The sequence below is a fragment of the Roseicella sp. DB1501 genome (assembly GCF_013112485.1).
In the GTDB taxonomy this organism is placed as follows: Bacteria; Pseudomonadota; Alphaproteobacteria; order Acetobacterales; family Acetobacteraceae; genus Paracraurococcus.
Window position 1 is genome coordinate 43130 of record NZ_JABFHG010000017.1, and the last position, 21913, is coordinate 65042.

The following is a 21913-nucleotide window of genomic DNA, read 5'->3' on the forward strand; positions in this document are numbered from 1 at the left end:
CATGCGCGTCGGCATCAACGGCATGGGCCGCATCGGCAGGCTCGCGCTGCGCGCCGCCCTGGGCGGCGTCTTCCGGGAGGGCGACGACCCGCGGGCGGGCAACCGGCTCGACATCGTCCACGTGAACGAGGTCAAGGGCGGCGCGGAGGCCACCGCCCACCTCCTCGAGTTCGACAGCATCCACGGCCGCTGGCGCGAGCGGATCGGCGCCGAGGGCGACCGGGCCATTGGCATCGGCGATCGGCGCATCGGCTTCACGGCGGAGGCCAGCCCGGCCGAGGTGCCCTGGGGCGACCTCGGCTGCGACGTCGTCCTGGAGTGCACGGGCAAGTTCCTGAAGCAGGAGCAGCTCCAGGGCTACCTCGACCGGGGCGTGAAGCGGGTCATCGTCGCGGCGCCGGTCAAGGACGGCTCCGCCCTGAACGTCGTGGTCGGGGTCAACCACGACCGCTACGACCCGAGGGAGCACCGGCTGCTCACGGCGGCCTCCTGCACCACCAACTGCCTAGCGCCGGTGGTGAAGGTGGTCCACGAGGCCATCGGCATCCGGCACGGCCAGATCACCACCATCCACGACCCGACCAACACCAATGTGGTCGTCGACGCGCCGCACAAGGACCTCCGGCGCGCCCGCTCGGCGATGCTGTCCCTCCAGCCAACCACGACGGGCAGCGCTACGGCCATCGCCCTCATCTACCCGGAGCTCAAGGGCCGCCTGAACGGGCACGCCGTCCGGGCGCCGGTGCTGAACGCCTCCCTGACCGACTGCGTCTTCGAGCTGGACCGCCCGACCACCGAGACCGAGGTAAACGAGCTGTTCCGCTCGGCGGCCGCCGGGCCGCTCGCGGGCATCCTGGGCTACGAGACCCGGCCGCTGGTCTCGGCCGACTACGCGAACGACACGCGCAGCGCCATCGTGGACGGCCCGAGCACCATGGTGACGGACGGGACGCTGCTGAAGGTCTACGCCTGGTACGACAACGAGATGGGCTACGCCTGCCGGATGGTGGATCTGGCCTGCATCGTCGGGGAGCGAGGGGCATGACGTCCGCGGCCCGCAACTACCTCATCGTCACCGGCGCCTACTGGGGGTTCACCCTCACCGACGGCGCGCTGCGGATGCTGGTGCTGCTGCACTTCTACCAGCTCGGCTACACCCCCTTCACCCTCGCCTTCCTGTTCCTGCTCTACGAGGCGGCCGGGATCTTCGCCAACTTCGGCGGCGGCTGGCTGGCGGCGCGCTTCGGCATCCCGCGCATGCTCGCCACCGGCCTGACGCTGCAGATCGGCGGCCTGCTGATGCTCTCGGCGCTGGATCCGGGCTGGGGCGCGGCGGCGTCGGTCGCCTGGGTCGTGGCGGCGCAAGGCATCGCGGGCGTCGCCAAGGACCTGACGAAGACCGCGTCCAAGTCGGCCATCAAGGCGTCCTCGAAGGAGGGCGCCGGGCAGCTCTTCCGCTGGGTGGCGTGGTTCACCGGCTCCAAGAACGCGATGAAGGGCTTCGGCTTCTTCGTCGGCGGCTTCCTGCTCCAGGTCGCCGGGTTCCGCCCGGCGCTCTGGATGATGGCCGCCATGCTCGCCGTCATCCTGGCGGGGGTGGCGCTGAGCCTGCCGCGCGAGCTGGGCAAGGCCAAGGCGTCGAAGAGCTTCAAGGAGCTCCTCGCCAAGAATCGCGGCGTCAACCTGCTGGCCTCGGCCCGCATCTTCATGTTCGGCTCGCGCGACGTCTGGTTTGTCGTCGGCCTGCCGGTGTTCCTCTACAGCCAGGGCTGGCACTACATCGGCGTGGCGACCTTCGTCGCCGCATGGACCATCGGCTACGGCGGCGTGCAGGCGCTGGCGCCGCAGGTGATCCGCCGCAGCGCGGACGGCCTGTCGCGCGAAGTGCCCGAGGCGCGGCTCTGGGGGCTGGCCCTAGCCATCGTCCCCGTCGCCCTCGGCCTGCTGCTCGCCTCAGGCACGGTGGGTCGACCGGACCTCGCCGTCGTCATCGGCTTGGCCGTCTTCGGCTTCGCCTTCGCCGTGAACTCCTCGCTGCACTCCTACCTCATCCTCGCCTACGCGGGGTCGGAGAAGGCTGCCGAGGACGTCGGCTACTACTACGCGGCGAACGCAGCCGGGCGCCTCATGGGCATCCTGCTGTCGGGCGCGCTGACGCAGTGGGCCGGGCTGCAGGGCTGCCTGTGGGGTTCGGCGGCCATGCTGGCCGCCTGCGCGGCACTGACATTCATGCTGCCGACCGAGGCCGAGGCACGGCGGGCCATGGTCTGAACGGGCCGCCGGGGTTAGATCAGTCCTGTCCTACCTGGGAGGCACCGCATGGCCGAGACAATCCGCGTTGGACCATTGGAGCTGCGCTTCCTGCGCACAAAGCACGACACCGGCGGCAGTCTCGACCTTTTCGAGATGACGGTGCCTCCCTCCGGGCGGATGCCGGTGCCGCACCACCACCGCGACTGGGACGAGACCATCTACGGCCTCACCGGCACTGTCACCTTCACGGTGAACGGCGCGCCGCAGCCGGTCGGGCCGGGCGAGAGCCTTTTCATCCCACGGGGTGTCGTGCACGGTTTCGACAACCGGAGCGGAGCGGTGGCGACCTGCCTCTGCGTGCTGACACCGGGGGTGCTCGGCCCGGAGTATTTCCGCGAGATCGCGGCGCTCGCCGCCGCCGGGCCGCCGGACGCGGCCAAGCTCCGCGAGACCATGCTGCGCCACGGGCTCGTTCCCGCATGATGCGCTGCGCTGCGGGCTCTGCGGCAGGCGCGCTGGCGGCCTTCATCTTCCTTGGCATGGCGGCGGCGAGCGCCACCAATCCAGATGCGCTCTGGGCCATGCTCGACCATGACCGTGCTTCGGTGGGGGCGCGCTGAACGCGGTCGTCCCCCTGCCGCAGGCGCCGCCCGGACTACCCGGGCGGCGCGCTTGCTTCAGGACGCCTGGTACTCCTGCGCCTTGAAGGACAGCTTCCTGGTTGCCTCGGGTGCGTCGGCGAGCTTCCGGATGTTGCCCCAGCTCTGCTTGTAGTTCGGGATGACGAACTCGTTCACACCCTTCGAGACGACGTTGCCGACCGCCCCCGAGGGGAAGGCGAACAGCATGAAGGTCTCGTTCCGCCGGGCCGACAGCGTCGGCCAGACCATGGCCTGGGTGCTGCCGCTGTCGTTGTAGACCTCGACGAGGTCGCCCTCCTTCAGCCCGAGCTCGGCCATGTCCGCCGGGTTCACCTGCAGGTAGGGAAACGGGAAGCGGTCGCGGACGAACTCGTTGTGCTGGTCGAGGTAGACCGACTGCCAGACGTGGTTGGCGCGGCCGTTGTTGACGAGGAACCGGAACTTGTCCTTCTCCGCCTGCTTGCCCTCGGCCTGGAGGCCCCGCCACTGCGCGGCGGCGAACTTGGCCTTGCCGTCCGACGTGTTGAACTTGCCGTCGGCGTAGAGCCGCTTGGTGCCGATGATCCGCTCGGTGCCGCCGGTCTGCGGCGCGGCCGCCGACGGACCGGTGTTCGCCCCGGCTTGCTGCGCGACCTCCTTGCCCCGCGTCGCCTCCGTCGCCGGACCCTGGACCACCATGCCCGGCGTCCCGCCAGTGGTGGTCCCGGCCGCCACCGGCCCCGCGCCCTCGAGGCCCGTCGCCGGTTCCTGGAAGCCGTTGGTGCCCATCGCTCGGAGGCGGGCGTAGGTCACGAACTGCCCGCCCTTCTCGTGCTGGCGGTAGCCGTCGTTGAAGGCGTCCTCCTCGGTCCGCCAGTCGTAGCCCTTGAAGCGGTCGGCGACGTCCGCCTTCCCAGCGGCGCGCCAGCTTCGCTCGAGCGCCTGCGCGAGGCGGGCGGCGATGAGGCAGTCGGGAAGCGCGCTGCCGGGCGGGTCCATGTAGCGCTCGGTCAGCCGCATCCGGCGCTCGCCGTTCATGCTGGTCAGGTTCATCTCGCCGGAGGTCGCGGCGGGCAGCACGACGTGGGCGCAGCTGCCAATCTGGGTCGGCACGATGTCGACGTTGACGACGAACAGGCCGCCCTGCCGGATAGCCTCCATGATGGCCCTGACCTGGGCCTCGCGGTCACTCGCCGGGACGGAGTCCATCGCCGCCTTCACGAGGTCGGTCCGGCGCTTGTAGGCCCGCTTGAACTCGGCGGCGTTCAGCGTCGTCTTGAAGTGGTCGCACCCCCAGACGTGGTGCACGCCGCCCTGGCCGCCGATGAGCAGCTGGTCCACGTACGGCGCCGGGCGCCCGCCCGGGTAGTCCGGCCGCGAGTAGCCCTCCTGGTGGCCGCCGAGGCGCACGCAGCCGCCGCCGGGCCTGCCGACGTTGCCGGTGGCGAGCGCGACGTTCACCAGGGCCTGGTTGGTCCGGTAGTTGTCGTTGCCCCAGATGAGGCCCTTCTCGTAGGCGAACATCGTCCGCCGCCGGGCACCTCCCTGCTTCGGCTCGGCGATCCAGGCCGCGGCCTTCCGGATGTCCTCGGGCGACAGGCCGGTGAGGCGCGCCGCCTCCTCGATGGAGGTCTGGTTCGCCCGGACGGCCTCGTCGAAGCCGGTCGTGCTGGCGCCGATGAAGGCGCGGTCCAGCCAGCCCTTGGCCGCAATCTCGGTGAAGATCGCGTTGAACAGGGCGAGGTCGGTCCCGGAGTTGATGGCCAGGTGCAGGACGTTTTCCTTGCCCGCCTCCACCTCGCAAGCGGCGATGGTCGGCGTGCGGCGGGGATCGACGACGACAATGCGCCCCGGCGCCACCGGCTCGTTCCCGAACTCCGCCTTCTTCTTGTCGAGGCTCGTGCCGCGCAGGTTCGGCACCCAGTGATTCAGGAAGTAGTTGGTCTGCGTCTCGAGCGGGTTGGCGCCTACGACGAAGATGGTGTCGGCGAGCTCGGCGTCCTCGTAGCAGTTGTTCAGCTCGCCCACGCCCATGTCGCGGGTGCCGTGGACCTCGCTGTTGTAGGCGGGGCGGTTGTGGATCCGGATGTTCTTGACCTTCATGCTCTCGAAGTAGAGCTTGCCGGTCGCCCAGGTGTTCTCGTAGCCGCCGCCCGCGCCACCGTGGTCGTACGCCGAGACGATGAGCCCGTCCTCGCCCTGCGCCTCGACGACCCGCCGCGTGACCTCGGCGGCAAGGCCGATGGCGTCGTCCCAGGAGGTCGGCGTCGGCACGCCGTAACGCCACACCATGGGCTCGGTGAGGCGGTCACGCAGGGTTCCGGTGACCGCGGAGTGGGAGAGCTCGCCGATGCGGGCGCCGCGGATCGAGCCGAGGCCCGAGTTCACCACGCAGTCCTTGTCGGGCATGACGACCAGGTGGACGTCGCGGCCGTCCTGCTTAACGACGTTGTACATGGAGGGGCTGAACCAGGCCCCGGCATCTGCGCCCTGCTGCTGCCCCAGGTCCTCGCCGAACAGGTTCTGATCCGGGCGGGGCCCGCCCTGGCGATCGACCGGCCAGGAGACGGCGTGGTAGCCGCAGCCGACGATGCAGAAGTGGCAGACAACGTTCTGGACCTTGGCGTCCCGGGGCGGGATGGGAAGGCGGTCGATGTTGCGCTTGTAAGCCATGGTGCCCTCCCTCAGCCCTGCAGCACGTTGGAGAGGCGGCCGTAGATCAGCTCGTCCACGGCCACGGCGTGGACGTCGCCCGCCTCGTCCACCCGGAGCCTGAACTGCGCGAGGTTCTGGGTCGCGTGGCCCCAGATCTCAAGCCCGCCCCGTTCGCAGTCGAAGCGGCTGTAGTGGCCCGGGCAGTTGAGGGTCTTGTCCCCGGCCGAGTAGTTGAGGGGGTAGCCCTTGTGCGGGCAGAGGGTGCTGAAGGCGACCACGTCGCCGTCCGGCCCGGCGCCGCCCTCGACCCGGGTGCCGAGCTTCAGAAGCACGCCCGGGCTTTGGTCGTCCGGGTAGCCGATGTCGAGCGGCTCGTTGACCTTGAGGTCCCGGAGGTTGGCCAGCTTCCTGGTGGGGTACTCGATCAGCGCGAGGGCGGGTGCTGCTTTGGCAGGCTCCCCGGCGACCGTCGTCGCGGCGGCGGCTCCGGCGGCCACCGCTGCCGTCCGCGCGAAAAACGATCTGCGTCCGGCGTCGACGAGCGCGTCACATCTCTTCATGGCCGTCCTCCCCTATCCCTGCCCACAAACCATTCCAGGCTTCCGGAAGGACCGTAGCGTATAGCCTGGGACGGTTTGAACCGGAATCGTGGAGATGGACTACACCGCTGCCGCTTAAACGGCGCGACATTTCCATGAAACTCGTAGCGACCCTTGACCATCGGCACCACAAGGCATATTTCGAGTTTCCTTGAAGGGTGGAGCCGTCATGGACATCGTCTCGGCCGTCGCCGCCATGTCCGCCCTGGCGAACGAGCACCGGCTTGCCGCCTATCGCCTCCTGGTCGAGGCAGGGCCGGACGGGCTGCCAGCGGGCGCCATTGCCGAGCGGCTCGGCCTGCCGCCGTCGAGCCTGACCTTCCACCTCCAGGCGCTGTTGCACGCGGGGTTGGTCAGCCAGCGCCGGGTCAGCCGCCAGATCATCTACGCCATGGTCCCGGCGGCCATGAATGCGCTGGTGGCCTACCTGACCGAGCACTGCTGTGGCGGCCACGCCGACTGCGGCCCCGCCTGCCATCCTGCCGCCGCCAGCGCGCCCGTGGGCGCCTCCGCCGCCTGAGACCCCGACCACGTCCGGAGACCGCCGTGACCGTCACCATCTACCACAACCCCGATTGCGGGACCTCCCGCAACGTCCTCGGCCTCATCCGCAACAGCGGCGAGGAGCCGGTCGTCATCGAATACCTGAAGACGCCGCCCTCGCGAACGGAGCTGGCCGACCTCATCCGGCGCATGGGCATCCCGGTGCGCGGCGTCCTGCGGCAGAAGGGCACGCCCCATGACGAGCTTGGCCTGGGCGACCCGTCGCTGACGGACGACCAGTTGCTGGACGCCATGATGGCGCACCCCATCCTCATCAACCGGCCCATCGTGGCGACGCCACTCGGCGTGAGGCTCTGCAGGCCGTCCGAGACGGTGCTCGACATCCTGCCGAACCCGCAGCGCGGCGCATTCGCCAAGGAGGACGGCGAGCCTGTCGTGGACGAGCGAGGTCTTCGCGTGCTGAAGGGAGTGGCGGCATGAGCGCGTCGGCGCAGGCGGAAGCCGCCATCCAGGGCCGCAAGGCGGCGATGGGCACCTTCGAGCGCTACCTGACCCTCTGGGTGGCGCTGTGCATCGTCGCGGGCATCGCCCTCGGTGCCGTCATGCCGGGCTTCTTCCACGCCCTCGGCGGGTTGGAGGTGGCGCAGGTCAACATCCCGGTCGCCGCGCTCATCTGGCTGATGATCGTGCCCATGCTGCTCCGCGTGGACTTCGCCGCCATGGGGCAGGTGACGCGGCACTGGCGCGGCATCGCCGTCACGCTCGGGGTGAACTGGCTGGTGAAACCCTTCTCCATGGCGCTGCACGGCTGGCTGTTCATCGGATGGCTGTTCCGGCCGTGGCTCCCCGCCGGACAGATCGACAGCTACATCGCCGGGCTCATCCTGCTCGCGGCCGCGCCCTGCACCGCCATGGTCTTCGTCTGGTCGCGGCTGACGGATGGCGAGCCGAACTTCACCCTGTCCCAGGTCGCGTTGAACGACGCCATCATGGTTGTCGCCTTCGCGCCCGTGGTCGGGCTGCTGCTCGGCCTGTCGGCCATCACGGTCCCCTGGGACACGCTGCTGCTCTCGGTGGGCCTCTACATCATCGTGCCCCTTGTCGCGGCGCAGATCTGGCGTCGCTCGCTGCTCGCCTCCGGTGGCGAGGCGGCCCTCCAGCGCACGCTCAAGTCGCTGAACCCGGTCTCGCTTGTGGCCCTATTGACCACCCTGGTGCTGCTGTTCGGCTTTCAGGGACAGCAGATCCTGGCGCAGCCGCTGGTGATCCTGCTGCTCGCGGTGCCCATCCTCATTCAGGTCTATGCCAATGCGGGGCTGGCCTACCTGCTGAACCGGCAGTGCGGCTCGGCGCACAGCGTAGCCGGGCCTTCTGCCCTGATTGGCGCTAGCAACTTCTTCGAGCTCGCGGTCGCAGCCGCCATCAGCCTGTTCGGGTTCGAGAGCGGTGCCGCGCTGGCAACCGTGGTCGGCGTGCTGGTCGAGGTGCCCGTCATGCTGTCGGTGGTCCACATCGTCATGCGGACCCGCCGCTGGTACGACCGAGGAGCTGGCCGAGCTGCGGCTCGCTAGGCCCGGGATGCAGGAAAGCCGGAATCGACAGGTCATCGTCATCGGCGGCGGGCAGTCTGGCCTCGCAGTCGGCTACTTCCTGCGCCGGACGGGGCTGGACTTCGAGATCCTGGACGCCAACGAGAGACCGGGCGGCGCCTGGCCCTCGGCCTGGGACTCCCTTCACCTGTTCTCCCCGGCCCAATGGAGCTCGCTGCCGGGCTGGCCCATGCCGCCCGTCCAGGGTGGGGGGTATCCCGGCCGGGACCACGTGGCCGCCTATCTGGCGGCGTACGAGGAGAGATACCAGCTGCCGGTCCGGCGCCCGGTCCGGGTCGAGGCGCTCGAGCGCGCGGGGGACCGGCTGCTGGTCCGGGCCGATGCGGGAAGCTGGACGGCCTCCGCCGTGGTCAGCGCGACCGGCGGCGCCAGCCGCCCCTTCGTCCCGGATTGCCCGGGAGCGGAGGTTTTCCGCGGACGCCAACTGCACTCCTCGTCCTACCGCTCGCCGCAAGAATTCGCGGGCCAGCGAGTCCTTGTGGTGGGCGGCGGCAACTCCGGCGCCCAGATCCTCGCCGAGCTGTCGCTCGTGGCCGAGGTGACCTGGGTCACGACGGAGGCGCCGACCTTCCTGCCCGACGACGTGGACGGCCGCGTGCTGTTCGAACGCGCGACGGAACGCGTGCGGGCGCAGCAGGAAGGCCGCGACCCCGGCCCGCCTCGGGGCGGCCTGGGCGACATCGTCATGGTCCCGCCGGTCCGGGAGGCCCGCGACCGCGGCGCGCTGCGCAGCGTCCGGCCCTTCCTCCGCCTCGAGCCGGACGGCGTCGTCTGGCGGGACGGCAGCCGCAGCCCGGTGGACGCGGTCATCTGGTGCACGGGCTTCCGCCCGGCCCTGGAACACCTGGCACCGCTCGGCGTGCTGGAGCCGGACGGGCGCGTCGCGGTCCGGGGTGGTCGCTCCGTCCGCGAGCCGCGCCTCTGGCTGGTCGGCTACGGCGACTGGACCGGGGTCGCCTCCGCCACGCTGGCCGGGGTGACGCGGGCGGCTCGAAGCGCCGCCCATGAGATACGAGACGCATTGGCGGGCATGCCGACCTTGCCCGCCACCTGTTTGGAGGCCTGAATGCCTGACGTGAACCTTCCGGACCTCTCGCTGCCCAATGTCTCGGAAGCGCAGCTCGACATCCCGACCGTCGGAACGCTCGGCATCCCCGGCGCCAGCACGCACCCGCCGCGGATTCTGCTGCTCTACGGGTCGCTCCGGGAGCGGTCCTACAGCCGGTTCCTGACACTCGAGGCCGAGCGCATCCTGAGGCGGTTCGGCGCCGAGACGCGGGTCTTCGACCCTCGCAACCTGCCAGTGGTGGACAGCGTGCCCGCCGACCACCCCACGGTCGCCGAGCTCAGGGAGCTTTCCTTGTGGTCGGAGGGACAGGTCTGGTGCAGCCCGGAGCGGCACGGCGCCGTCACCGGCATCCTCAAAAACCAGATCGACTGGCTCCCTCTCGAGAGCCGCGGTGTCCGTCCAACCCAGGGCCGGACGCTGGCGGTGATGCAGGTCTCCGGCGGCTCGCAGAGCTTCAACGCGGTGAACACGCTGCGCCTGCTCGGCCGGTGGCTGCGGATGTTCACCATCCCCAACCAGTCCTCGGTGCCCAAGGCGTACGAGCAGTTCGACGAGGCGGGCCGGATGCTGCCGGGGCCGCTCTACGACCGGGTAGTGGACGTCATGGAGGAGCTGGTGAAGTTCACCCTGCTGCTGCGCGACCGCTCGGACTACCTGACCGACCGCTACAGCGAGCGGAGGGAGCGGGCGGAGAAGCAGGCGAAGGCGGACCTTGCCGTCTTGTCCGGTGCCGCCAGCGGCAGCTGACGAGGTCGGCGCCACTCGCGTTGGGTGTCTCTTCCGGGCAGCTGGGCCTGGGTGCCTTCGAGGGGCTCCTGCGGCCCCGGCAGTGTTCTAACCTCCCGGCCGAGCCTGCGTGGCCGATGGCGGAGGAACAACAATGGTGGAGATGCAGCGTGAGCCGCCGCCGAGCACGACCGTGGACCGGATGGGTCGGCGTCCGAACTGGCCACCCTTTCCGATGATGCTCGAAGAGGACAGCGGCAGCCCGCTCGGCCCCAGGATGCGTCGGGTGCCTCACAACCTGGAGCTCCTTGCGCTGACCCGCATCGCCATCGCGCTCGGCAACCCCAAGGCGGGCTGAGCGGCTTGAGAGGCCCGTTCCCGTCCAGCAGTTGGTTCACCACGGCCGGTTTGGGTGCTGCCTTCGTTGCAGACGCCGCGGTCCCAAACCACATCGCCGCCACTTATCCCGGACGGGCTCCCGCGACCTTCAGAGCCCCCAGCAACCGTCCAAGGCCCCGGTCGACGACCTTCTCCTTGCGAACCACGACTGCGAGCTGCCGCGCGAGGGCCGGACGCAAAGGCCGCACCACCGCGCCCGCGACGTCGCCACCGAGTGCCAGCGCGGGCAGTACCGAGCAGCCGCGCCCGCCCGCGACCAGAACCTTGATGGCCTCGACACTGCCCAACTCCATGATCGGTCGGGGGACAAGCCCCGCTCGACGGAACCAGGTGTCGATGATGGCTCGGGTATTCGCGCCCGCCTCGTACAGGATGAGAGGCAGTCCTTCGAAGTCGGCCGCAGCTAATGCGGGGCGCTTCGCGGGCGCCATGCCCTCCGGGAGGAGTGCCACCAAGGCGTCGGTGGCGATCCGGGTCGCGGCGAGCGAACGCCCGAGCGACGCCGGGAGCGTCACCAGCGCCGCGTCGAGATCGCCCTCCTCGACGCGGCGGAGGATGTCCGGCGTGTTCCCGGTGGCGATGATGACCTCGAGGCCCGGCATCCGCTCGTTCAGCTCCGCCAGCACCGGCGGCAGGAGGTGGATGCAGGCCGTGGCACCGGTGCCCAGGCGGACGCGCCCCACCTCGCCAAGCCGGTGGGTGGTGGCGGCAGCCACCGCGTCCGCGACGGCCGCCTGAGCCCTCCGCGCGGGTTCGATGAGGGCCCGTCCCGCGGCGGTCGGGACCGAGCGTCCCGAGACCCGCTCGAGCAGGCGGACGCCCATGATGCGCTCCAGTTCGCGGAGTTGCTGGCTGGCCGCGGGCTGGGTCAGGCCGAGCGCCTGCGCGGCGGCGGTGACGCCGCCGGTCTCGACAACGGAAAGAAAGGTCCGCAGCTGGCGGAGGCTTGGGTCGGGCATGCGGAAAACTTATCCTGATGCCGCGGATCAGATAAATTTCCTTCCGGCTCCGGGCGGGCGGCCGCAGTCTTGCGGGCATGAACACACAGGATCTCGCCCCCAGAGCAGGGCAACTCGACAGCATCCGCGTAAGGCCATCGGCGGAGGCCGACATCGGCTCCATCGCCGCGATTTACGGCCATCACGTCCTGCACGGGACCGGGTCGTTCGAAACCGAGCCGCCGGATGCCGAGGAGATGCGGAGGCGTCGGGCGGACGTCCTCGCCCGCGGGCTGCCCTACCTGGTCGCGGAGGGCCACGACGGCGCCATCCTCGGTTACGCCTATGCCGGTGCATACCGGCCGCGCGCCGCCTACAGGAACACGGTCGAGAACTCCGTCTACGTGCGCCACGACGTCAACGGCCGCGGCATCGGCCGCCTGCTGCTCCAGGAGCTGCTCACGCAGTGTGAAGCGCTCGGGGTGCGGCAGATGGTGGCGGTGGTCGGGGACAGCGCGAACCTGGCCTCGGTGCGCCTGCACGAAACCTTCGGGTTTCGCCTTGTCGGCACCCTCCGCTCGGTCGGCCGCAAGCACGGCCGATGGCTCGACACGGTCCTCCTGCAGCGCGCGCTCGGCGAGGGGGACGACACAGACCCGAACGAAGGCGGCTGACGCCGGGAAGGGAGGACCGCGCACGGCAGGCCATCGCCTTCGCATCTCGCGGCAGCGTCGTTACGTTGCCTCGTCCACGCCGAGGTGCTCGATGCCGCCAGCCACCGCAAGCCAGACAGCGCACCCCTTCGGGGACGGCGACGCGGCTGCTCCATGAGGGCGATTGGGCGAGCCACCCTTGCTCCGGGCAGCCGTGGCTTCGTCGCCGCCATCGTCGTGGCGCAGGTGCTGACCCAGATCGGCGCCTTCACCCTCCCGGCCCTGCTGCCCGCCTATATTGAGCGGTGGGGCCTGTCCAAGACCGAGGCCGGGTGGCTGGTCGGCGTCTTCTTCGCCGCATACGTGCCCGCCGTCCCGGTGCTCCTGGCCCTGACCGACCGCGTCCCGGTGCGCCGCGTCTACCTCATCGGCACCGGCCTGACCGCGCTCTCGCACCTCGGATTCGCCTTCCTGGCGGACGGGTTCTGGTCCGGCATGCTGATGCGGGCCTTGGCGGGCGTCGGCTGGGCGGGCGCCTACATGGTCGGCCTCAAAGCACTCGCCGACCCTCTGGAGGGCGCGGCGCAGTCGCGTGCGGTCTCCTGGCACGCCGCCGGGGTCGGCATCGCGGGCGCCGCCTCCTTCGCCGCCGCCAGCCTGTTCGACGCCGTGGGCGGGCCGACGGCCGCCTTCGCCTTCGGCGGCGTCGCCGCAGCGGCCGCCTTCGCCATCGCGGCCGCGGTGATGCCGCGCACCCTGCCGCCGCGGCCGGGTGTGGCGCCGCGCGGAGCGCTCCTCGACTTCCGCCCGGTCTTCCGGAACCGACGGGCAATGGCGTGGATCGTCGGCTACACGGTGCACACCTGGGAGATGGCCGCGCTGCGCGGGTGGGCTGTCGCCTTCCTGGCCGCGACGATGGCCCGGCTCGGCGCGCCCGGTTGGATGCCGTCGCCCGCCGTCCTGTTCACCGCGGCGGGCCTCGCGGGGGTCGCGGTCTCCGTCACCGGGAACGAGACCGCGCAGAAGTACGGGCGGGCGCGAGTGGTGCTGTGGGCGATGACGGCGGCCGCCGCGCTGTCGCTGGCGACGGGGTGGACGACCGGCGTCTCCGTCGCGCTCGCCGCCGCCGCCGTGGTGTTTTGGAACGTCGCCATCTACCTCGACAGCTCGGCGCTGACCGCCGGGACCGTGCAGGCCGCCGACAAGCAGCTGCGCGGCGCCACCATGGGGCTGCACTCGATGGCGGGCTACGCGGGCGGGTTCCTGGGTCCGCTCGGGGTCGGGTTTTTCCTCGAACTCGCGGGCGGCGACGGGGTTCTTGGCCGGGGGCTGGCCTTCGGGCACCTCGCGGTGGTGACTCTCGTTGGGCTGCAGGCTCTCCGCTGGCTCAGTCGGGACGGCTGACTGGGCGCCGTGGTCCCGCCGTGCTTTGCTCCCGGCATGACCAAGTCGCCACCAGAGCGGCCGCTCGGACTCCAGCTGCGCGTCCTGCTGCCTGATCCGCCGGGCGGCCCTCCCGCCATGGGGCCAGGCAAGGCGGAACTGCTCGAGGGCATCCGTGACACCGGCTCGATCGCCGCAGCGGGGCGGCGGATGGGCATGAGTTACAAGCGGGCTTGGTTCCTCGTCGAGGCCATGAACGGCACTTTCCGCGGCGCCCTCGTCGAGGCGTCGAAAGGGGGAACGGGTGGTGGCCGGGCTGCGCTGACCCCACTGGGCGCCACCATCCTCGCCGCCTACCGCCGCCTGGAACAGCTCGCGGCCGAGGCGGGTGCTGCGGAGCTCGCGGTGATGCGGGAAGCACTCGCCCCCGAGCGCGAGGGGCAGCCCGCCGATGCCACCCAAACCAGCCAACCGAAACCAGCGGCGTCCTGAGGCGCCCTGCTGGCCCTTGAGCGGCCCGAAAGGGTCGATATAGTCGTCCGGGAATATCGGGCGGAGCGTTGCCATGGCACCCCACCGGATGAGCATGGCGGCATCGGGCGACATCGCTCGCAGCCCGCTCGCAGCGTTCGGAGGCGGCACCCTGATTGGCACCCTGGGCGGCCTGATCGGGCTCGGCGGGGCCGAGTTCCGGCTGCCGCTCCTGATCGGCACGTTCCGCTTCGCGGCCCTCGAGGCGGTCGTGGTCAACAAGGCCACCAGCCTCGTCGTGGTCGCCTCCGCGTTGCCCTTCCGGGCGGGGACCGTGCCCCTCGCCGAGGTGGCCGCGAACTGGCCGGTCATCCTGAACCTCCTCGCGGGCAGCCTGCTCGGCGCCTGGCTCGGGGCGGGTTGGGCCACGCGGCTCCGCTCTGAGGCCCTCTACCGGGTCATCGCCGTCCTGCTCGTGGCCATTGCAGCCGTTCTGCTCGTCGGCCATGACGCCACGGCGGGCACGGCGGCATTCACCGGGACCGCGCAGGCTGTGGCGGGCGTCCTCGCCGGGTTCGGGATCGGGGTGGTGGCGGCCATCCTCGGCGTCGCCGGGGGCGAGTTGCTCATCCCGACGCTGGTCCTGCTCTACGGGGTGGACATCAAGCTCGCCGGGAGCCTCTCCCTCGCGGTGAGCCTGCCGACGATGCTGATGGGGTTCGCCCGCTACAGCCGAGACCAGAGCTTCGCGGTGCTCGGGCGCAACCGCGCCTTCGTGCTGGTCATGGCGGCGGGGTCGATCGCCGGGACCGTCGTTGGCGGGCAGCTCCTCGGCCTCGTGCCGGGGGCCGTCCTCCTCCCGACGCTTGCGGGCATCCTCCTCGTATCCGCGGCCAAGGTCTGGTGCCACCGATAGAAGGCCGGAGCGGTCCCTCTGCCTCCCGTCCGCGTTTCGGCCCCGCGGCCTACGGGGTGCCTTGTGGCCCCTCGCAATTGCCTTGGCGCTGCATCAGCCTGAGGAAGACCGCCTCCAGGTCCGGCTGGCGGGTCGTGACGCCGACCACGCTCAGGCCAGCTGAGCGAACGGCGCCGAGTATCCGGTCCACGGCGTCGCCGCCCTGCGCGTAGCGGAACACCAGGCGCCGGGGCGTGGTCAGGTCCGGACCGAAGGCGCGAAGCTCGTCCGGCACCGCGGCAAGAGGCGAGGCCACCTCGACGACCAGCTCCTGGTCTTCCACGCCCCGCAGGAGAGCGTCGGTCGTGTCGTTCGCTACGATCTGCCCGTCGGCCATGATGGCGATGCGGTCGCACAGCGCCTCGGCCTCTTGGAGGTAGTGCGTCGTCAGGAGGATCGTGGTGCCGCGGCGGTTGAGCTGCCGGACGTAATCCCAGAGCTGCTGCCGAAGCGCCACGTCGACGCCCGCCGTCGGCTCGTCGAGGACAAGGACGGGCGGGCTGTGGACCAGCGCCTTACCGACCATCAGGCGCCGTCGCATGCCCCCGGAGAGGCTGCGGGCGGGAGCCGTCGCCTTGTCCGCCAGCCCGAGAACCTCGAGCAACTCGTCCGTGCGCCGGGCCGCCTTGGGGATGCCGAACAGTCCGGCCTGCAGCTCGAGCGCGGCGCGCGCCGGGAAGTAGGGGTCGAGCGTGAGCTCCTGCGGGACGACGCCGATCGCCGCGCGTGCCGCCCGTGGGTGCTCGTCGATGTCGATGCCCCAGACCCGCGCTTTCCCGCCCGACTTACGCACCAGCCCGGCGAGGATGTTGATGAGAGTCGACTTCCCGGCGCCGTTCGGTCCCAGGAGGCCGAAGATGCTGCCGCGAGGGATGGCGAGACTCACCTCCTTGAGGGCGCGCTTGGCCGTCCGGCCACTGGTTCCCGGATAGACCTTCTCGAGCCCCTCGACCTCAATGGCGGCCGAGGATTCGTCAACTGCCAGCCCGGCATGGCGCCCGTTCGGATTGCGGGGCGCAAGAGGCGCGATGTTGTTCAAAGTCGTGTCCATCCGGGTCACTGCCGCAGGCGCCAGCCGGACGCGAGCAGCCGGTGGCAGAGGACGCCGAGCAGGGCATTGGCGACGAGGACAAAGAGAACTCCGGTCAGGGGCGGCGCCTCCGATACGCCAGTGACGCCGTGTCGGAAGCCGTCCACGATGTAGAAGACCGGGTCGATGTAGGCGATGGAGCGGAACGGCTCGGCCAGCGTGCTCACGGCGTAGAAGGTGCCCGAGAGCAGCGTCAGGGGCGCGATGACGAAATTCGTGACCGCCGCCTGGTGGTCCATCTTCTGTGCCCAAAGCCCGCCGACGACGCCAAGCAGCGCGAACATGAGGGCGCCGCCGACGGCGTAGAACAGGCAGAGCGCCGGGTTCACAAGCGGCAAAGGCACGAAGAGGGAGGCCGCGAGTGCCGTCAGGGCGCCGACGATGAGGCCGCGCGTGACGCCTCCGAGCGCCAGCCCGGCTAGGAACTCGCCAGGTCCGAGCGGCGCCAGCAGCAGGTCGACGATGTTGCCTTGGACCTTGGCCACCAGCAGGGAGGACGAGGTGTTGGCGAAGGCGTTCTGAAGGATCGCCATCATGACCAAGCCAGGGACGATGAAGACGAGGTAGGGCACGCCGCCCGGCGCCGGGGTGTGGCGGCCGAGCGCGACGCCGAAGACCGCGAGGAAGAGCAGCGTGCTCACCACCGGGCCACCGACAGTCTGCGCGGCCACGGCGAGGAACCGCTGGACCTCGCGTCGGTAGAGGGTGCTCACGCCGATCCAGTTTACGCCGTCGAAGAATGGTCGCGCGGTCATCGGTTCAGTCTCCCGCGTCATGCCCGGAAGCCGGACAGGCCGAGCCAGATTGACCAAGCGCCGAGGATGACGAGCAACAGGCCCGTCCAGAAAGGCAGGCGCCGCGACAGCCCAGCAAGCCGATCGAGCATCCGGCGGGCAGGTTCGAAGAGCACGGCCAGCACCAGTGGCAGCGACAGCGCAAGGCCGAAGAGGGCCAGTGACACGAAGCCTCTGGCGAGCGTCGCCCCGGACGCACCGCCCGCGGCGGCGGCGCCAAGCAGGGCGACCAGCAGCGGGCCAGCGCAGGCAGGGATGTTGAACCCAAGAGCGAGGCCAAGGGCCGCGGAGCCGCGCAGGCCGGACAGGCGTGCGGCGCTTGGCCCCAGGGAAACCCTCAAGACCCGCGATTTGCCCGAGAGGTAGGTGATGCCGATCAGCACGTAGACGGTCCCAAGCACGACCCACGCAGTTCGTTGGAAGTCGAGGAAGGCGGCCCCCAGCACCGCCGCGAGCACGCCCAACAGGCCGATGAACAGCGCGCGGGTTCCGGCGAAGGCACCGACCTGGGCGACCTTGCTGGCGGCGCTCCGGCCTTCCATGTGCTTGACGGCCAGCAAGGTCGAGCCGATGGAGCAGGGCTCGACGAAGCCAAGCAGGCCGAGGCTCACCGGGAGCAGCACCAGGCTGGTTAGGTTGGCCCCGGCTGTCACTTGCCCTCGGCTTGGCGACAGTGACCCGAGTGGGATGTCAGCGCCTCCATAACCGGGCACTCTTGCAGCCCGACATTCCCAGGGCAGGCCGCGACCAGCCGTTCCAGAGTGGCGCCGATGTTCTGGAGTCGCTGGATCTTCCGGTTGATCTCGTCGAGCTTCGCCGCCGCCAGGCTCCGGACATCGGAGCATTCAGCGGAGGGGTTGGCCCGCAGCTTCAAGAGGTCCTGGGCCTCGCGCAGGGAAAAGCCAAGCTCCTGCGCCTCCTTGATGAAGCGGACTTGCTCGACCGTGGATGCGGGGTAGAGGCGTACGCCCGCCCCTTCCGGTTTGGGCGGCTGCGGGACCAGGCCGCTCCGCTCGTAGAACCGGATCGTCTCGACGCCGACACCTGCCTCACGGGCGGCAGCGCCGATGGTCAACCCTCGCTTCATCCGTCACCTCCCGCCCAATATGGCGGCCGTACTGACGTACGGAGTCAATGTTCGGAAGCGCCGACGCAGGCGCCCTGAGGTTGTGCGCCAGAACCGGCCCTCTTGGAGGCGTTCCTGTTCCTGGTAGTGCTGGTCCCTGGCACTGACGTGATCCTGACACTCAGACCTTCTGACGTCCTCGAAGCGCCATCGGTACCAAGGGCACCACCAAGGCCAGGTTCACGACGGAGGCTCCGAACAGCGCAGCCAGCGTCCCGGTTGGCCCGCCCCACTCGAGGAGCCAGGCGCCAACCATGGGCGCCGCCGCCGTGGCGAAGAGCGACGGCATGGCGAGGCGTCCCATGAGGATGGCGTAGCCCTCCTTTCCAAACATCGCCAGCGGCACGGTCCCGCGCGCGATGGAGCGGATGCCGCTGCCCATGCCGTAGAGGACGATGCAGGCAGCGGCGAAGCCGGTCATGGAGATGAGCAGGCCAAGGCCGACCGCAACCAGCGCCGAAGATGCCAGCAGGCTCCAGACGGGGTGCTGACGCGTCCCGAACATCATCTCGAGGATGCGGCCCCCGACCTGCGAGGGGCCGATCAGCGCGCCCAGGCCGACCGCGGCGGCCAGCGCCAGACCCTGCGCCTGGAGCAGCGTCAGGAGGTGGACGGCGATGACCGTCATGATGAGGTAGGCCAGCGTGAAGCCAGCCGCGAGCAGTAGGAAGGCGGCACGCTGGTCCGGCCGCACGTGGCCGGGCGGCGGCGCGTCGGCCGTGGTGGGCTTTGGTGGCCGCTCCGCCTCCTTCGGCAGGGCGAGCAGGTAGAGGGGCAGCACGATGGCGAGGTGGATGGCCGCGTAGGCTAGGCAGGCGCCGCGCCAGCCGAGGTGCGAGGCCAGGAACGCCGTGAACGGCCAGCACACCGTGCTGGCGAAGCCGCCGAACAGGGTCACGTGGGTGATGGAGGCACGCGCCGTCTCGCCGTAGAGCCGCCCGAGCGCGGAGAAGGCAGGGTCGTAGAGGCCCGCACCCATGCCGAACCCGATGAGTACCCAGGCGGCGACGAAGACCGGCAGGCTGGGCGCGAGGGCGAGGCCGAGCAGCCCGAGGGCGAGCAGGACCGCGCTCGCGGCCAGCACCGGACGGCCGCCATGCCGTTCGATGATGTGGCCGACGCGCGGCGAGACGAGGCCGGACACGAGCAGGCCGACGGACAGGGCGCCCACGACCCAGCCAAGCGGCCAGCCGGTGTCGGCCGCGATCGGCCCGGCCAGCACGGCGGGTAGGTAGTAGCTGCTGCCCCAGGCGAGGATCTGCGCGACGCCGACCGCCGAGACGACCACCAGCCGAGGACGGCTGGCAGCCGGACTCGCCGGGGCGGCGTCCCCGGCGGCGGTGACCTGGCTCATTCGGCGGGTTCGACCAGGACGGCGTCCTTGCGAGCCGCACTGCCGCAGCAGGGCGCGTCCTCGGCCAGCTCCGGCTTCGGCGCGCAGCAACTGCCCTCAGGTGTCACCGGCGTGCAGCAGGAGGGCTCGGCTTCCGCCGTGCCGGGCAGCACGCGGTTCGACGAGCACACGCCGGTCTGCGGCAGGTCGAGCTCGACCCGGCGCGCCGCCTCGACGTCGCCCGCGATGAAGGCGGCGATGGAGCGCACCTGCTCGTAGCCGGTCGCCAGCAGGAAGGTCGGCGCCCGGCCGTAGCTGGTCATGCCCGCAAGGAAAAGTCCCGCGTCGGGCTGTGCCAGTTCCTCGGCGCCGTGCGGCCGGACCGTGCCGCATGAGTGCAGGTTGGGGTCGATGAGCGGCGCCAGCACGCGCGGGCATTCCAGGGTCGGGTCGAGGTCGAGCCTGACCTCACGAAGGATTCCGAGGTCGGGCCGGAGGCCGGTCGCGACCACCATCTCGTCGACCTCGACCGCGCGCCCTTCGGCGCTCAGCACCGTCAAGGATTCGCCATGCCCGCGCCGGATCTCGTCGACGGAGAAGGGCGCGAGCAGCTCGATGGCGCCGGTCTCGACGAGGCACCGCAGCCGCTGTCCCAAGGCGCCGCGCTCCGGCAGCTGGTCGGCCGAGCCGCCCCCGTAGGCCCGTGTCAGGTCGGTGCTCCGCGCGGCCCAGAGGACGGAGGTGCCCGGCGCCTGACCGGCGAGGGAGGCGAGGTCTATGAGGGTGCCGATGGCGGAGTGGCCGGAGCCGACGACAAGGACTCGCTTCCCGGCGTAGCGGCCGCGGTCGGCGCCGAGGACGTCTGGCATTCCGTAGCGGATCCGGTCGCCCGCCTGGCGCTCGCCGATGGCGGGCAGGCCGGAGGAACCAGCGGGGCTCGGGTTGCCCCAGGTGCCCGAGGCGACGATGACCGCGCTGGCAAGGATACGACCCTGCTTACCTCGGGCATCCTCGAACCTCACCTCGAAGGGCTGGGCCTCGCGCCCGGTGTCGCGGACCTTGCCCGCGCGGAGGCGGGCGACGCCGGTCACGCGGGTGCCCAGCCGCAGTCGGTCAGCAATCGCGGGCACGGCGGCGAGCGGTGCGAGGTAACGCTCGACGAGGTCGCGGCCGGTCGGGAAGGTGTCGGCGTCCGGTGCCGTCCAGCCGTGCCGCTCGAGCAGGCTCCGGGCTGCCCGGTCTATGTTGTAGCGCCAGGGCGAGAACATGGGGACGTGGCCCCAGGCCAGTGGCGCCGTGCCGACCGAGGGACCGGCCTCAAGGACGACTGGCTCCAAACCACGCTCGAGCAGGTGCGCGGCTGCCGCCAGGCCGACCGGACCGCCGCCGATGACGGCGACCGGGAGCGATGCGGGGCTCTGGCGGGCGGCTTCCCCGGACTCGGAGCGCCGGTTGGCGGAGCAGCAGGAGCTCATCTTGGTTCCTCCTTCCTAATGCCTCGTTGGGCGATGTATTCGGACAAACGAAGGCTCAGCATCTGCAGCCATCCCCAGCGTTCCTGCGGGCCTTGGCGGCCCGGCCGGTCTCGGTGAGGGCGGCGGTGGCGTCCATCCAGGCACCCAGGCCGACCTGGAAGGCTTCCCGGCCCTTGTCGGTCAGCGTGTAGACGCGGCGCTCGCGGCCGGAGACGACCTCGGTCTCGGAGGTGACGTAGCCGCCCTGCTCGAACTCGCGCAGGGTCGGGTAGAGGGCGCCCTCGGAGGGCGAGCAGCAGCCGTTGGTCGTCCGCTCGACGGCGCGCGCGATGTCGTAGCCGTGGGCCGGGCCGTCGTGGAGCACCTGCAGGACGAAGAACCGGCTGAGCGCCATCTTGATGGTCCCCGCCCAATAGGCGCGGTCCGTGAAGTCCGGCGAGGGGCGGGCAACGGCGCGGAGGGCGGGCTGCTTGGACATGTCGGAAGGCTATGCCTCGAAGGGCGATGCGTCAAGCGGAAGGTGGCCCGCTGGCGCGTGGGAGGCCCGGCACCGAGCCGCGGGAAGCGCTCGGCGCGCGGCTACTCATCCTTGCCGCCGCCGCCACCAGCCAGGAATTGGCGCCCTTCGCCTTTGAGCCAGCGGTTGAAGTCCTCCGCCGCCCCACGGTTGCGCTCGCGCGACCTGTTGTCGCGCCTGCGCCTCAGGTCCTTGTCGAGCAGGTTCGCGACCGTGCGCGAGGGGTATGGCCAGCCGTCCGGGCCATGGTGCCCTCGCTCGGCCAGCAACTCGGCGATCCGGCCGAGGTCGCGGTCTAGGTCCTCGGCGGCGAGGCGCCGGGCCTCGGCCTGGACGACGGGGTCGGGAGGGTAGGGGGGCATGGGGTATCCTCCTGCGGCCGCGAGCCTAGCCCGGAGTTCCGGCAAGATGGGCCTTTGGAACGGGTTCCCGGCACACCCTGTGCGCCGTCTGAGATTTTGAAGCCGGTGCTGCTACGGGCGCCAGACGATCCACCGGAGCAGTGACGAGGCCGCCCAACGGCGGGTCTCTGCTCTCAGTATTGCTTCTGTACAATCTCTTGCAGTGAGATGTCCTCCGGGCCGCGTAGCTGGCGGTGCTGGACGAGCGTGCGAGAAGTATACGGCAACATCGCTCGAGCCTAACCTCTTTGCAGTCGGAACGGTCGAGGTTATCATCTTCACCGATGCTATTCAAAGCCGATAGTCTCGACGATGCACTTGGGGACGTTACGCGTCGTCTCC

24 protein-coding genes are annotated in these 21913 nt (G+C 70.6%); 13 read left to right on the forward strand and 11 right to left on the reverse strand.

Translation table 11 applies throughout. The annotated features are described in order from the left end of the window. Window position 1: 1 nt before the first annotated feature. From HJG45_RS25025 to HJG45_RS25035, 3 genes are read left to right on the forward strand one after another with little or no spacing between them, the layout of a single operon-like run. Window positions 2–1045, forward strand: coding sequence for an ArsJ-associated glyceraldehyde-3-phosphate dehydrogenase (locus tag HJG45_RS25025; RefSeq protein WP_171616203.1), 1044 nt, complete (start codon window positions 2–4; stop codon window positions 1043–1045). After that, window positions 1042–2271 carry an organoarsenical effux MFS transporter ArsJ gene (gene arsJ / locus HJG45_RS25030; RefSeq protein WP_171616205.1) on the forward strand — a complete coding sequence of 410 codons (1230 nt, stop codon included), beginning with the start codon at window positions 1042–1044 and terminating at the stop codon, window positions 2269–2271. Before HJG45_RS25025 ends, arsJ begins: the two co-directional genes overlap by 4 nt. 48 nt (window positions 2272–2319) lie before the next feature. Further along, window positions 2320–2736: a cupin domain-containing protein gene (locus HJG45_RS25035; RefSeq protein WP_171616207.1), complete on the forward strand. Its 417-nt coding sequence runs from the start codon at window positions 2320–2322 to the stop codon at window positions 2734–2736. A 194-nt stretch (window positions 2737–2930) separates the two neighbouring features. On the opposite strand, the gene HJG45_RS25040 is transcribed toward HJG45_RS25035, so the two are convergent. Both HJG45_RS25040 and HJG45_RS25045 read right to left on the reverse strand, forming a co-directional pair. Continuing rightward, a complete protein-coding gene (locus HJG45_RS25040) occupies window positions 2931–5546 on the reverse strand; it encodes an arsenate reductase (azurin) large subunit (protein ID WP_171616208.1) in 2616 nt (871 codons plus the stop codon). Between the two features lie 11 nt (window positions 5547–5557). Then, window positions 5558–6088 carry an arsenate reductase (azurin) small subunit gene (locus tag HJG45_RS25045; protein ID WP_171616210.1) on the reverse strand — a complete coding sequence of 177 codons (531 nt, stop codon included), beginning with the start codon at window positions 6086–6088 and terminating at the stop codon, window positions 5558–5560. A gap of 208 nt (window positions 6089–6296) precedes the next feature. Here HJG45_RS25045 and HJG45_RS25050 point away from each other — a divergent pair, with 208 nt between their 5' ends. The 6 genes from HJG45_RS25050 to HJG45_RS25075 all read left to right on the forward strand — a co-directional run bounded on the left by HJG45_RS25050 (window position 6297) and on the right by HJG45_RS25075 (window position 10394). After that, entirely contained in the window at window positions 6297–6647 is a 351-nt protein-coding gene (locus HJG45_RS25050; RefSeq protein WP_171616213.1) for a helix-turn-helix transcriptional regulator, read from the forward strand. Window positions 6648–6673: 26 nt separating this feature from the next. Then, window positions 6674–7111, forward strand: a complete 438-nt coding sequence (gene arsC, locus HJG45_RS25055; protein WP_171616215.1) for an arsenate reductase (glutaredoxin) — start codon at window positions 6674–6676, stop codon at window positions 7109–7111. Then, window positions 7108–8202: an ACR3 family arsenite efflux transporter gene (gene arsB, locus HJG45_RS25060; RefSeq protein WP_217363036.1), complete on the forward strand. Its 1095-nt coding sequence runs from the start codon at window positions 7108–7110 to the stop codon at window positions 8200–8202. Before arsC ends, arsB begins: the two co-directional genes overlap by 4 nt. A 7-nt stretch (window positions 8203–8209) precedes the next feature. Then, entirely contained in the window at window positions 8210–9307 is a 1098-nt protein-coding gene (locus HJG45_RS25065) for an ArsO family NAD(P)H-dependent flavin-containing monooxygenase (protein WP_171616217.1), read from the forward strand. Next, window positions 9308–10057 (forward strand): arsenical resistance protein ArsH, encoded by a 750-nt coding sequence (gene arsH / locus HJG45_RS25070; protein ID WP_171616219.1) that lies wholly within the window; start codon window positions 9308–9310, stop codon window positions 10055–10057. It begins immediately after the preceding gene. A gap of 133 nt (window positions 10058–10190) precedes the next feature. Then, window positions 10191–10394, forward strand: coding sequence for a hypothetical protein (locus HJG45_RS25075; protein WP_171616221.1), 204 nt, complete (start codon window positions 10191–10193; stop codon window positions 10392–10394). A gap of 103 nt (window positions 10395–10497) precedes the next feature. Here HJG45_RS25075 and HJG45_RS25080 read toward each other — a convergent pair whose 3' ends face one another. Continuing rightward, on the reverse strand, window positions 10498–11394 hold the full coding sequence (locus HJG45_RS25080) for a LysR family transcriptional regulator (protein WP_171616223.1): 897 nt from the start codon (window positions 11392–11394) through the stop codon (window positions 10498–10500). 77 nt (window positions 11395–11471) lie between these two features. Between HJG45_RS25080 and HJG45_RS25085 the strand changes: the two genes are divergently transcribed. The 4 genes from HJG45_RS25085 (at window position 11472) to HJG45_RS25100 (ending at window position 14796) form a co-directional block, all read left to right on the forward strand. Further along, window positions 11472–12047: a GNAT family N-acetyltransferase gene (locus tag HJG45_RS25085; protein WP_171616225.1), complete on the forward strand. Its 576-nt coding sequence runs from the start codon at window positions 11472–11474 to the stop codon at window positions 12045–12047. Window positions 12048–12263: 216 nt separating this feature from the next. Next, window positions 12264–13430, forward strand: a complete 1167-nt coding sequence (locus HJG45_RS25090; RefSeq protein ID WP_171616227.1) for an MFS transporter — start codon at window positions 12264–12266, stop codon at window positions 13428–13430. Between the two features lie 36 nt (window positions 13431–13466). After that, window positions 13467–13901 (forward strand): winged helix-turn-helix domain-containing protein, encoded by a 435-nt coding sequence (locus tag HJG45_RS25095; RefSeq protein ID WP_171616229.1) that lies wholly within the window; start codon window positions 13467–13469, stop codon window positions 13899–13901. A 73-nt stretch (window positions 13902–13974) separates the two neighbouring features. Continuing rightward, complete coding sequence (locus HJG45_RS25100) at window positions 13975–14796, forward strand: sulfite exporter TauE/SafE family protein (RefSeq protein WP_254452776.1); 822 nt, start codon at window positions 13975–13977, stop codon at window positions 14794–14796. 49 nt (window positions 14797–14845) lie between these two features. Here the strand turns inward: HJG45_RS25100 and HJG45_RS25105 are convergent, their stop codons facing one another. The 8 genes from HJG45_RS25105 to HJG45_RS25140 all read right to left on the reverse strand — a co-directional run bounded on the left by HJG45_RS25105 (window position 14846) and on the right by HJG45_RS25140 (window position 21532). After that, window positions 14846–15886 carry an ABC transporter ATP-binding protein gene (locus HJG45_RS25105; RefSeq protein WP_171616231.1) on the reverse strand — a complete coding sequence of 347 codons (1041 nt, stop codon included), beginning with the start codon at window positions 15884–15886 and terminating at the stop codon, window positions 14846–14848. A 5-nt stretch (window positions 15887–15891) separates the two neighbouring features. Further along, window positions 15892–16680 (reverse strand): ABC transporter permease, encoded by a 789-nt coding sequence (locus HJG45_RS25110; protein WP_171616232.1) that lies wholly within the window; start codon window positions 16678–16680, stop codon window positions 15892–15894. Between the two features lie 17 nt (window positions 16681–16697). After that, window positions 16698–17330, reverse strand: a complete 633-nt coding sequence (locus HJG45_RS25115) for a cytochrome c biogenesis protein CcdA (RefSeq protein ID WP_368040678.1) — start codon at window positions 17328–17330, stop codon at window positions 16698–16700. Window positions 17331–17368: 38 nt separating this feature from the next. Beyond that, on the reverse strand, window positions 17369–17794 hold the full coding sequence (locus tag HJG45_RS25120) for a MerR family transcriptional regulator (protein ID WP_254452777.1): 426 nt from the start codon (window positions 17792–17794) through the stop codon (window positions 17369–17371). Between the two features lie 172 nt (window positions 17795–17966). Further along, window positions 17967–19199, reverse strand: a complete 1233-nt coding sequence (locus HJG45_RS25125; RefSeq protein WP_171616235.1) for an MFS transporter — start codon at window positions 19197–19199, stop codon at window positions 17967–17969. Beyond that, window positions 19196–20653 carry an FAD-dependent oxidoreductase gene (locus HJG45_RS25130; protein ID WP_171616236.1) on the reverse strand — a complete coding sequence of 486 codons (1458 nt, stop codon included), beginning with the start codon at window positions 20651–20653 and terminating at the stop codon, window positions 19196–19198. Before HJG45_RS25130 ends, HJG45_RS25125 begins: the two co-directional genes overlap by 4 nt. Before the next feature lie 55 nt (window positions 20654–20708). Next, on the reverse strand, window positions 20709–21131 hold the full coding sequence (locus HJG45_RS25135; RefSeq protein WP_171616237.1) for a PadR family transcriptional regulator: 423 nt from the start codon (window positions 21129–21131) through the stop codon (window positions 20709–20711). A gap of 101 nt (window positions 21132–21232) precedes the next feature. Then, the gene (locus tag HJG45_RS25140; RefSeq protein WP_171616238.1) at window positions 21233–21532 is read right to left on the reverse strand and encodes a hypothetical protein; all 300 of its coding nucleotides are present in this window, start codon (window positions 21530–21532) and stop codon (window positions 21233–21235) included. Window positions 21533–21913 lie beyond the last annotated feature (381 nt).

Excerpts from the sequence above, each read along its gene's own strand:
- HJG45_RS25075 (WP_171616221.1), top strand. The coding sequence starts at position 10,191 with ATGGTGGAGATGCAGCGTGAGCCGCCGCCGAGCACGACCGTGGACCGG.
- HJG45_RS25065 (WP_171616217.1), top strand. The coding sequence starts at position 8,210 with ATGCAGGAAAGCCGGAATCGACAGGTCATCGTCATCGGCGGCGGGCAG.
- HJG45_RS25040 (WP_171616208.1), bottom strand. The coding sequence starts at position 5,546 with ATGGCTTACAAGCGCAACATCGACCGCCTTCCCATCCCGCCCCGGGAC.
- HJG45_RS25125 (WP_171616235.1), bottom strand. The coding sequence starts at position 19,199 with ATGAGCCAGGTCACCGCCGCCGGGGACGCCGCCCCGGCGAGTCCGGCT.
- HJG45_RS25105 (WP_171616231.1), bottom strand. The coding sequence starts at position 15,886 with ATGGACACGACTTTGAACAACATCGCGCCTCTTGCGCCCCGCAATCCG.
- arsJ (WP_171616205.1), top strand. The coding sequence starts at position 1,042 with ATGACGTCCGCGGCCCGCAACTACCTCATCGTCACCGGCGCCTACTGG.
- HJG45_RS25025 (WP_171616203.1), top strand. The coding sequence starts at position 2 with ATGCGCGTCGGCATCAACGGCATGGGCCGCATCGGCAGGCTCGCGCTG.
- arsB (WP_217363036.1), top strand. The coding sequence starts at position 7,108 with ATGAGCGCGTCGGCGCAGGCGGAAGCCGCCATCCAGGGCCGCAAGGCG.
- arsH (WP_171616219.1), top strand. The coding sequence starts at position 9,308 with ATGCCTGACGTGAACCTTCCGGACCTCTCGCTGCCCAATGTCTCGGAA.
- HJG45_RS25110 (WP_171616232.1), bottom strand. The coding sequence starts at position 16,680 with ATGACCGCGCGACCATTCTTCGACGGCGTAAACTGGATCGGCGTGAGC.
- HJG45_RS25035 (WP_171616207.1), top strand. The coding sequence starts at position 2,320 with ATGGCCGAGACAATCCGCGTTGGACCATTGGAGCTGCGCTTCCTGCGC.
- HJG45_RS25135 (WP_171616237.1), bottom strand. The coding sequence starts at position 21,131 with ATGTCCAAGCAGCCCGCCCTCCGCGCCGTTGCCCGCCCCTCGCCGGAC.
- HJG45_RS25050 (WP_171616213.1), top strand. The coding sequence starts at position 6,297 with ATGGACATCGTCTCGGCCGTCGCCGCCATGTCCGCCCTGGCGAACGAG.
- HJG45_RS25095 (WP_171616229.1), top strand. The coding sequence starts at position 13,467 with ATGACCAAGTCGCCACCAGAGCGGCCGCTCGGACTCCAGCTGCGCGTC.
- HJG45_RS25140 (WP_171616238.1), bottom strand. The coding sequence starts at position 21,532 with ATGCCCCCCTACCCTCCCGACCCCGTCGTCCAGGCCGAGGCCCGGCGC.
- HJG45_RS25130 (WP_171616236.1), bottom strand. The coding sequence starts at position 20,653 with ATGAGCTCCTGCTGCTCCGCCAACCGGCGCTCCGAGTCCGGGGAAGCC.
- HJG45_RS25045 (WP_171616210.1), bottom strand. The coding sequence starts at position 6,088 with ATGAAGAGATGTGACGCGCTCGTCGACGCCGGACGCAGATCGTTTTTC.
- HJG45_RS25100 (WP_254452776.1), top strand. The coding sequence starts at position 13,975 with ATGGCACCCCACCGGATGAGCATGGCGGCATCGGGCGACATCGCTCGC.
- HJG45_RS25085 (WP_171616225.1), top strand. The coding sequence starts at position 11,472 with ATGAACACACAGGATCTCGCCCCCAGAGCAGGGCAACTCGACAGCATC.
- HJG45_RS25080 (WP_171616223.1), bottom strand. The coding sequence starts at position 11,394 with ATGCCCGACCCAAGCCTCCGCCAGCTGCGGACCTTTCTTTCCGTTGTC.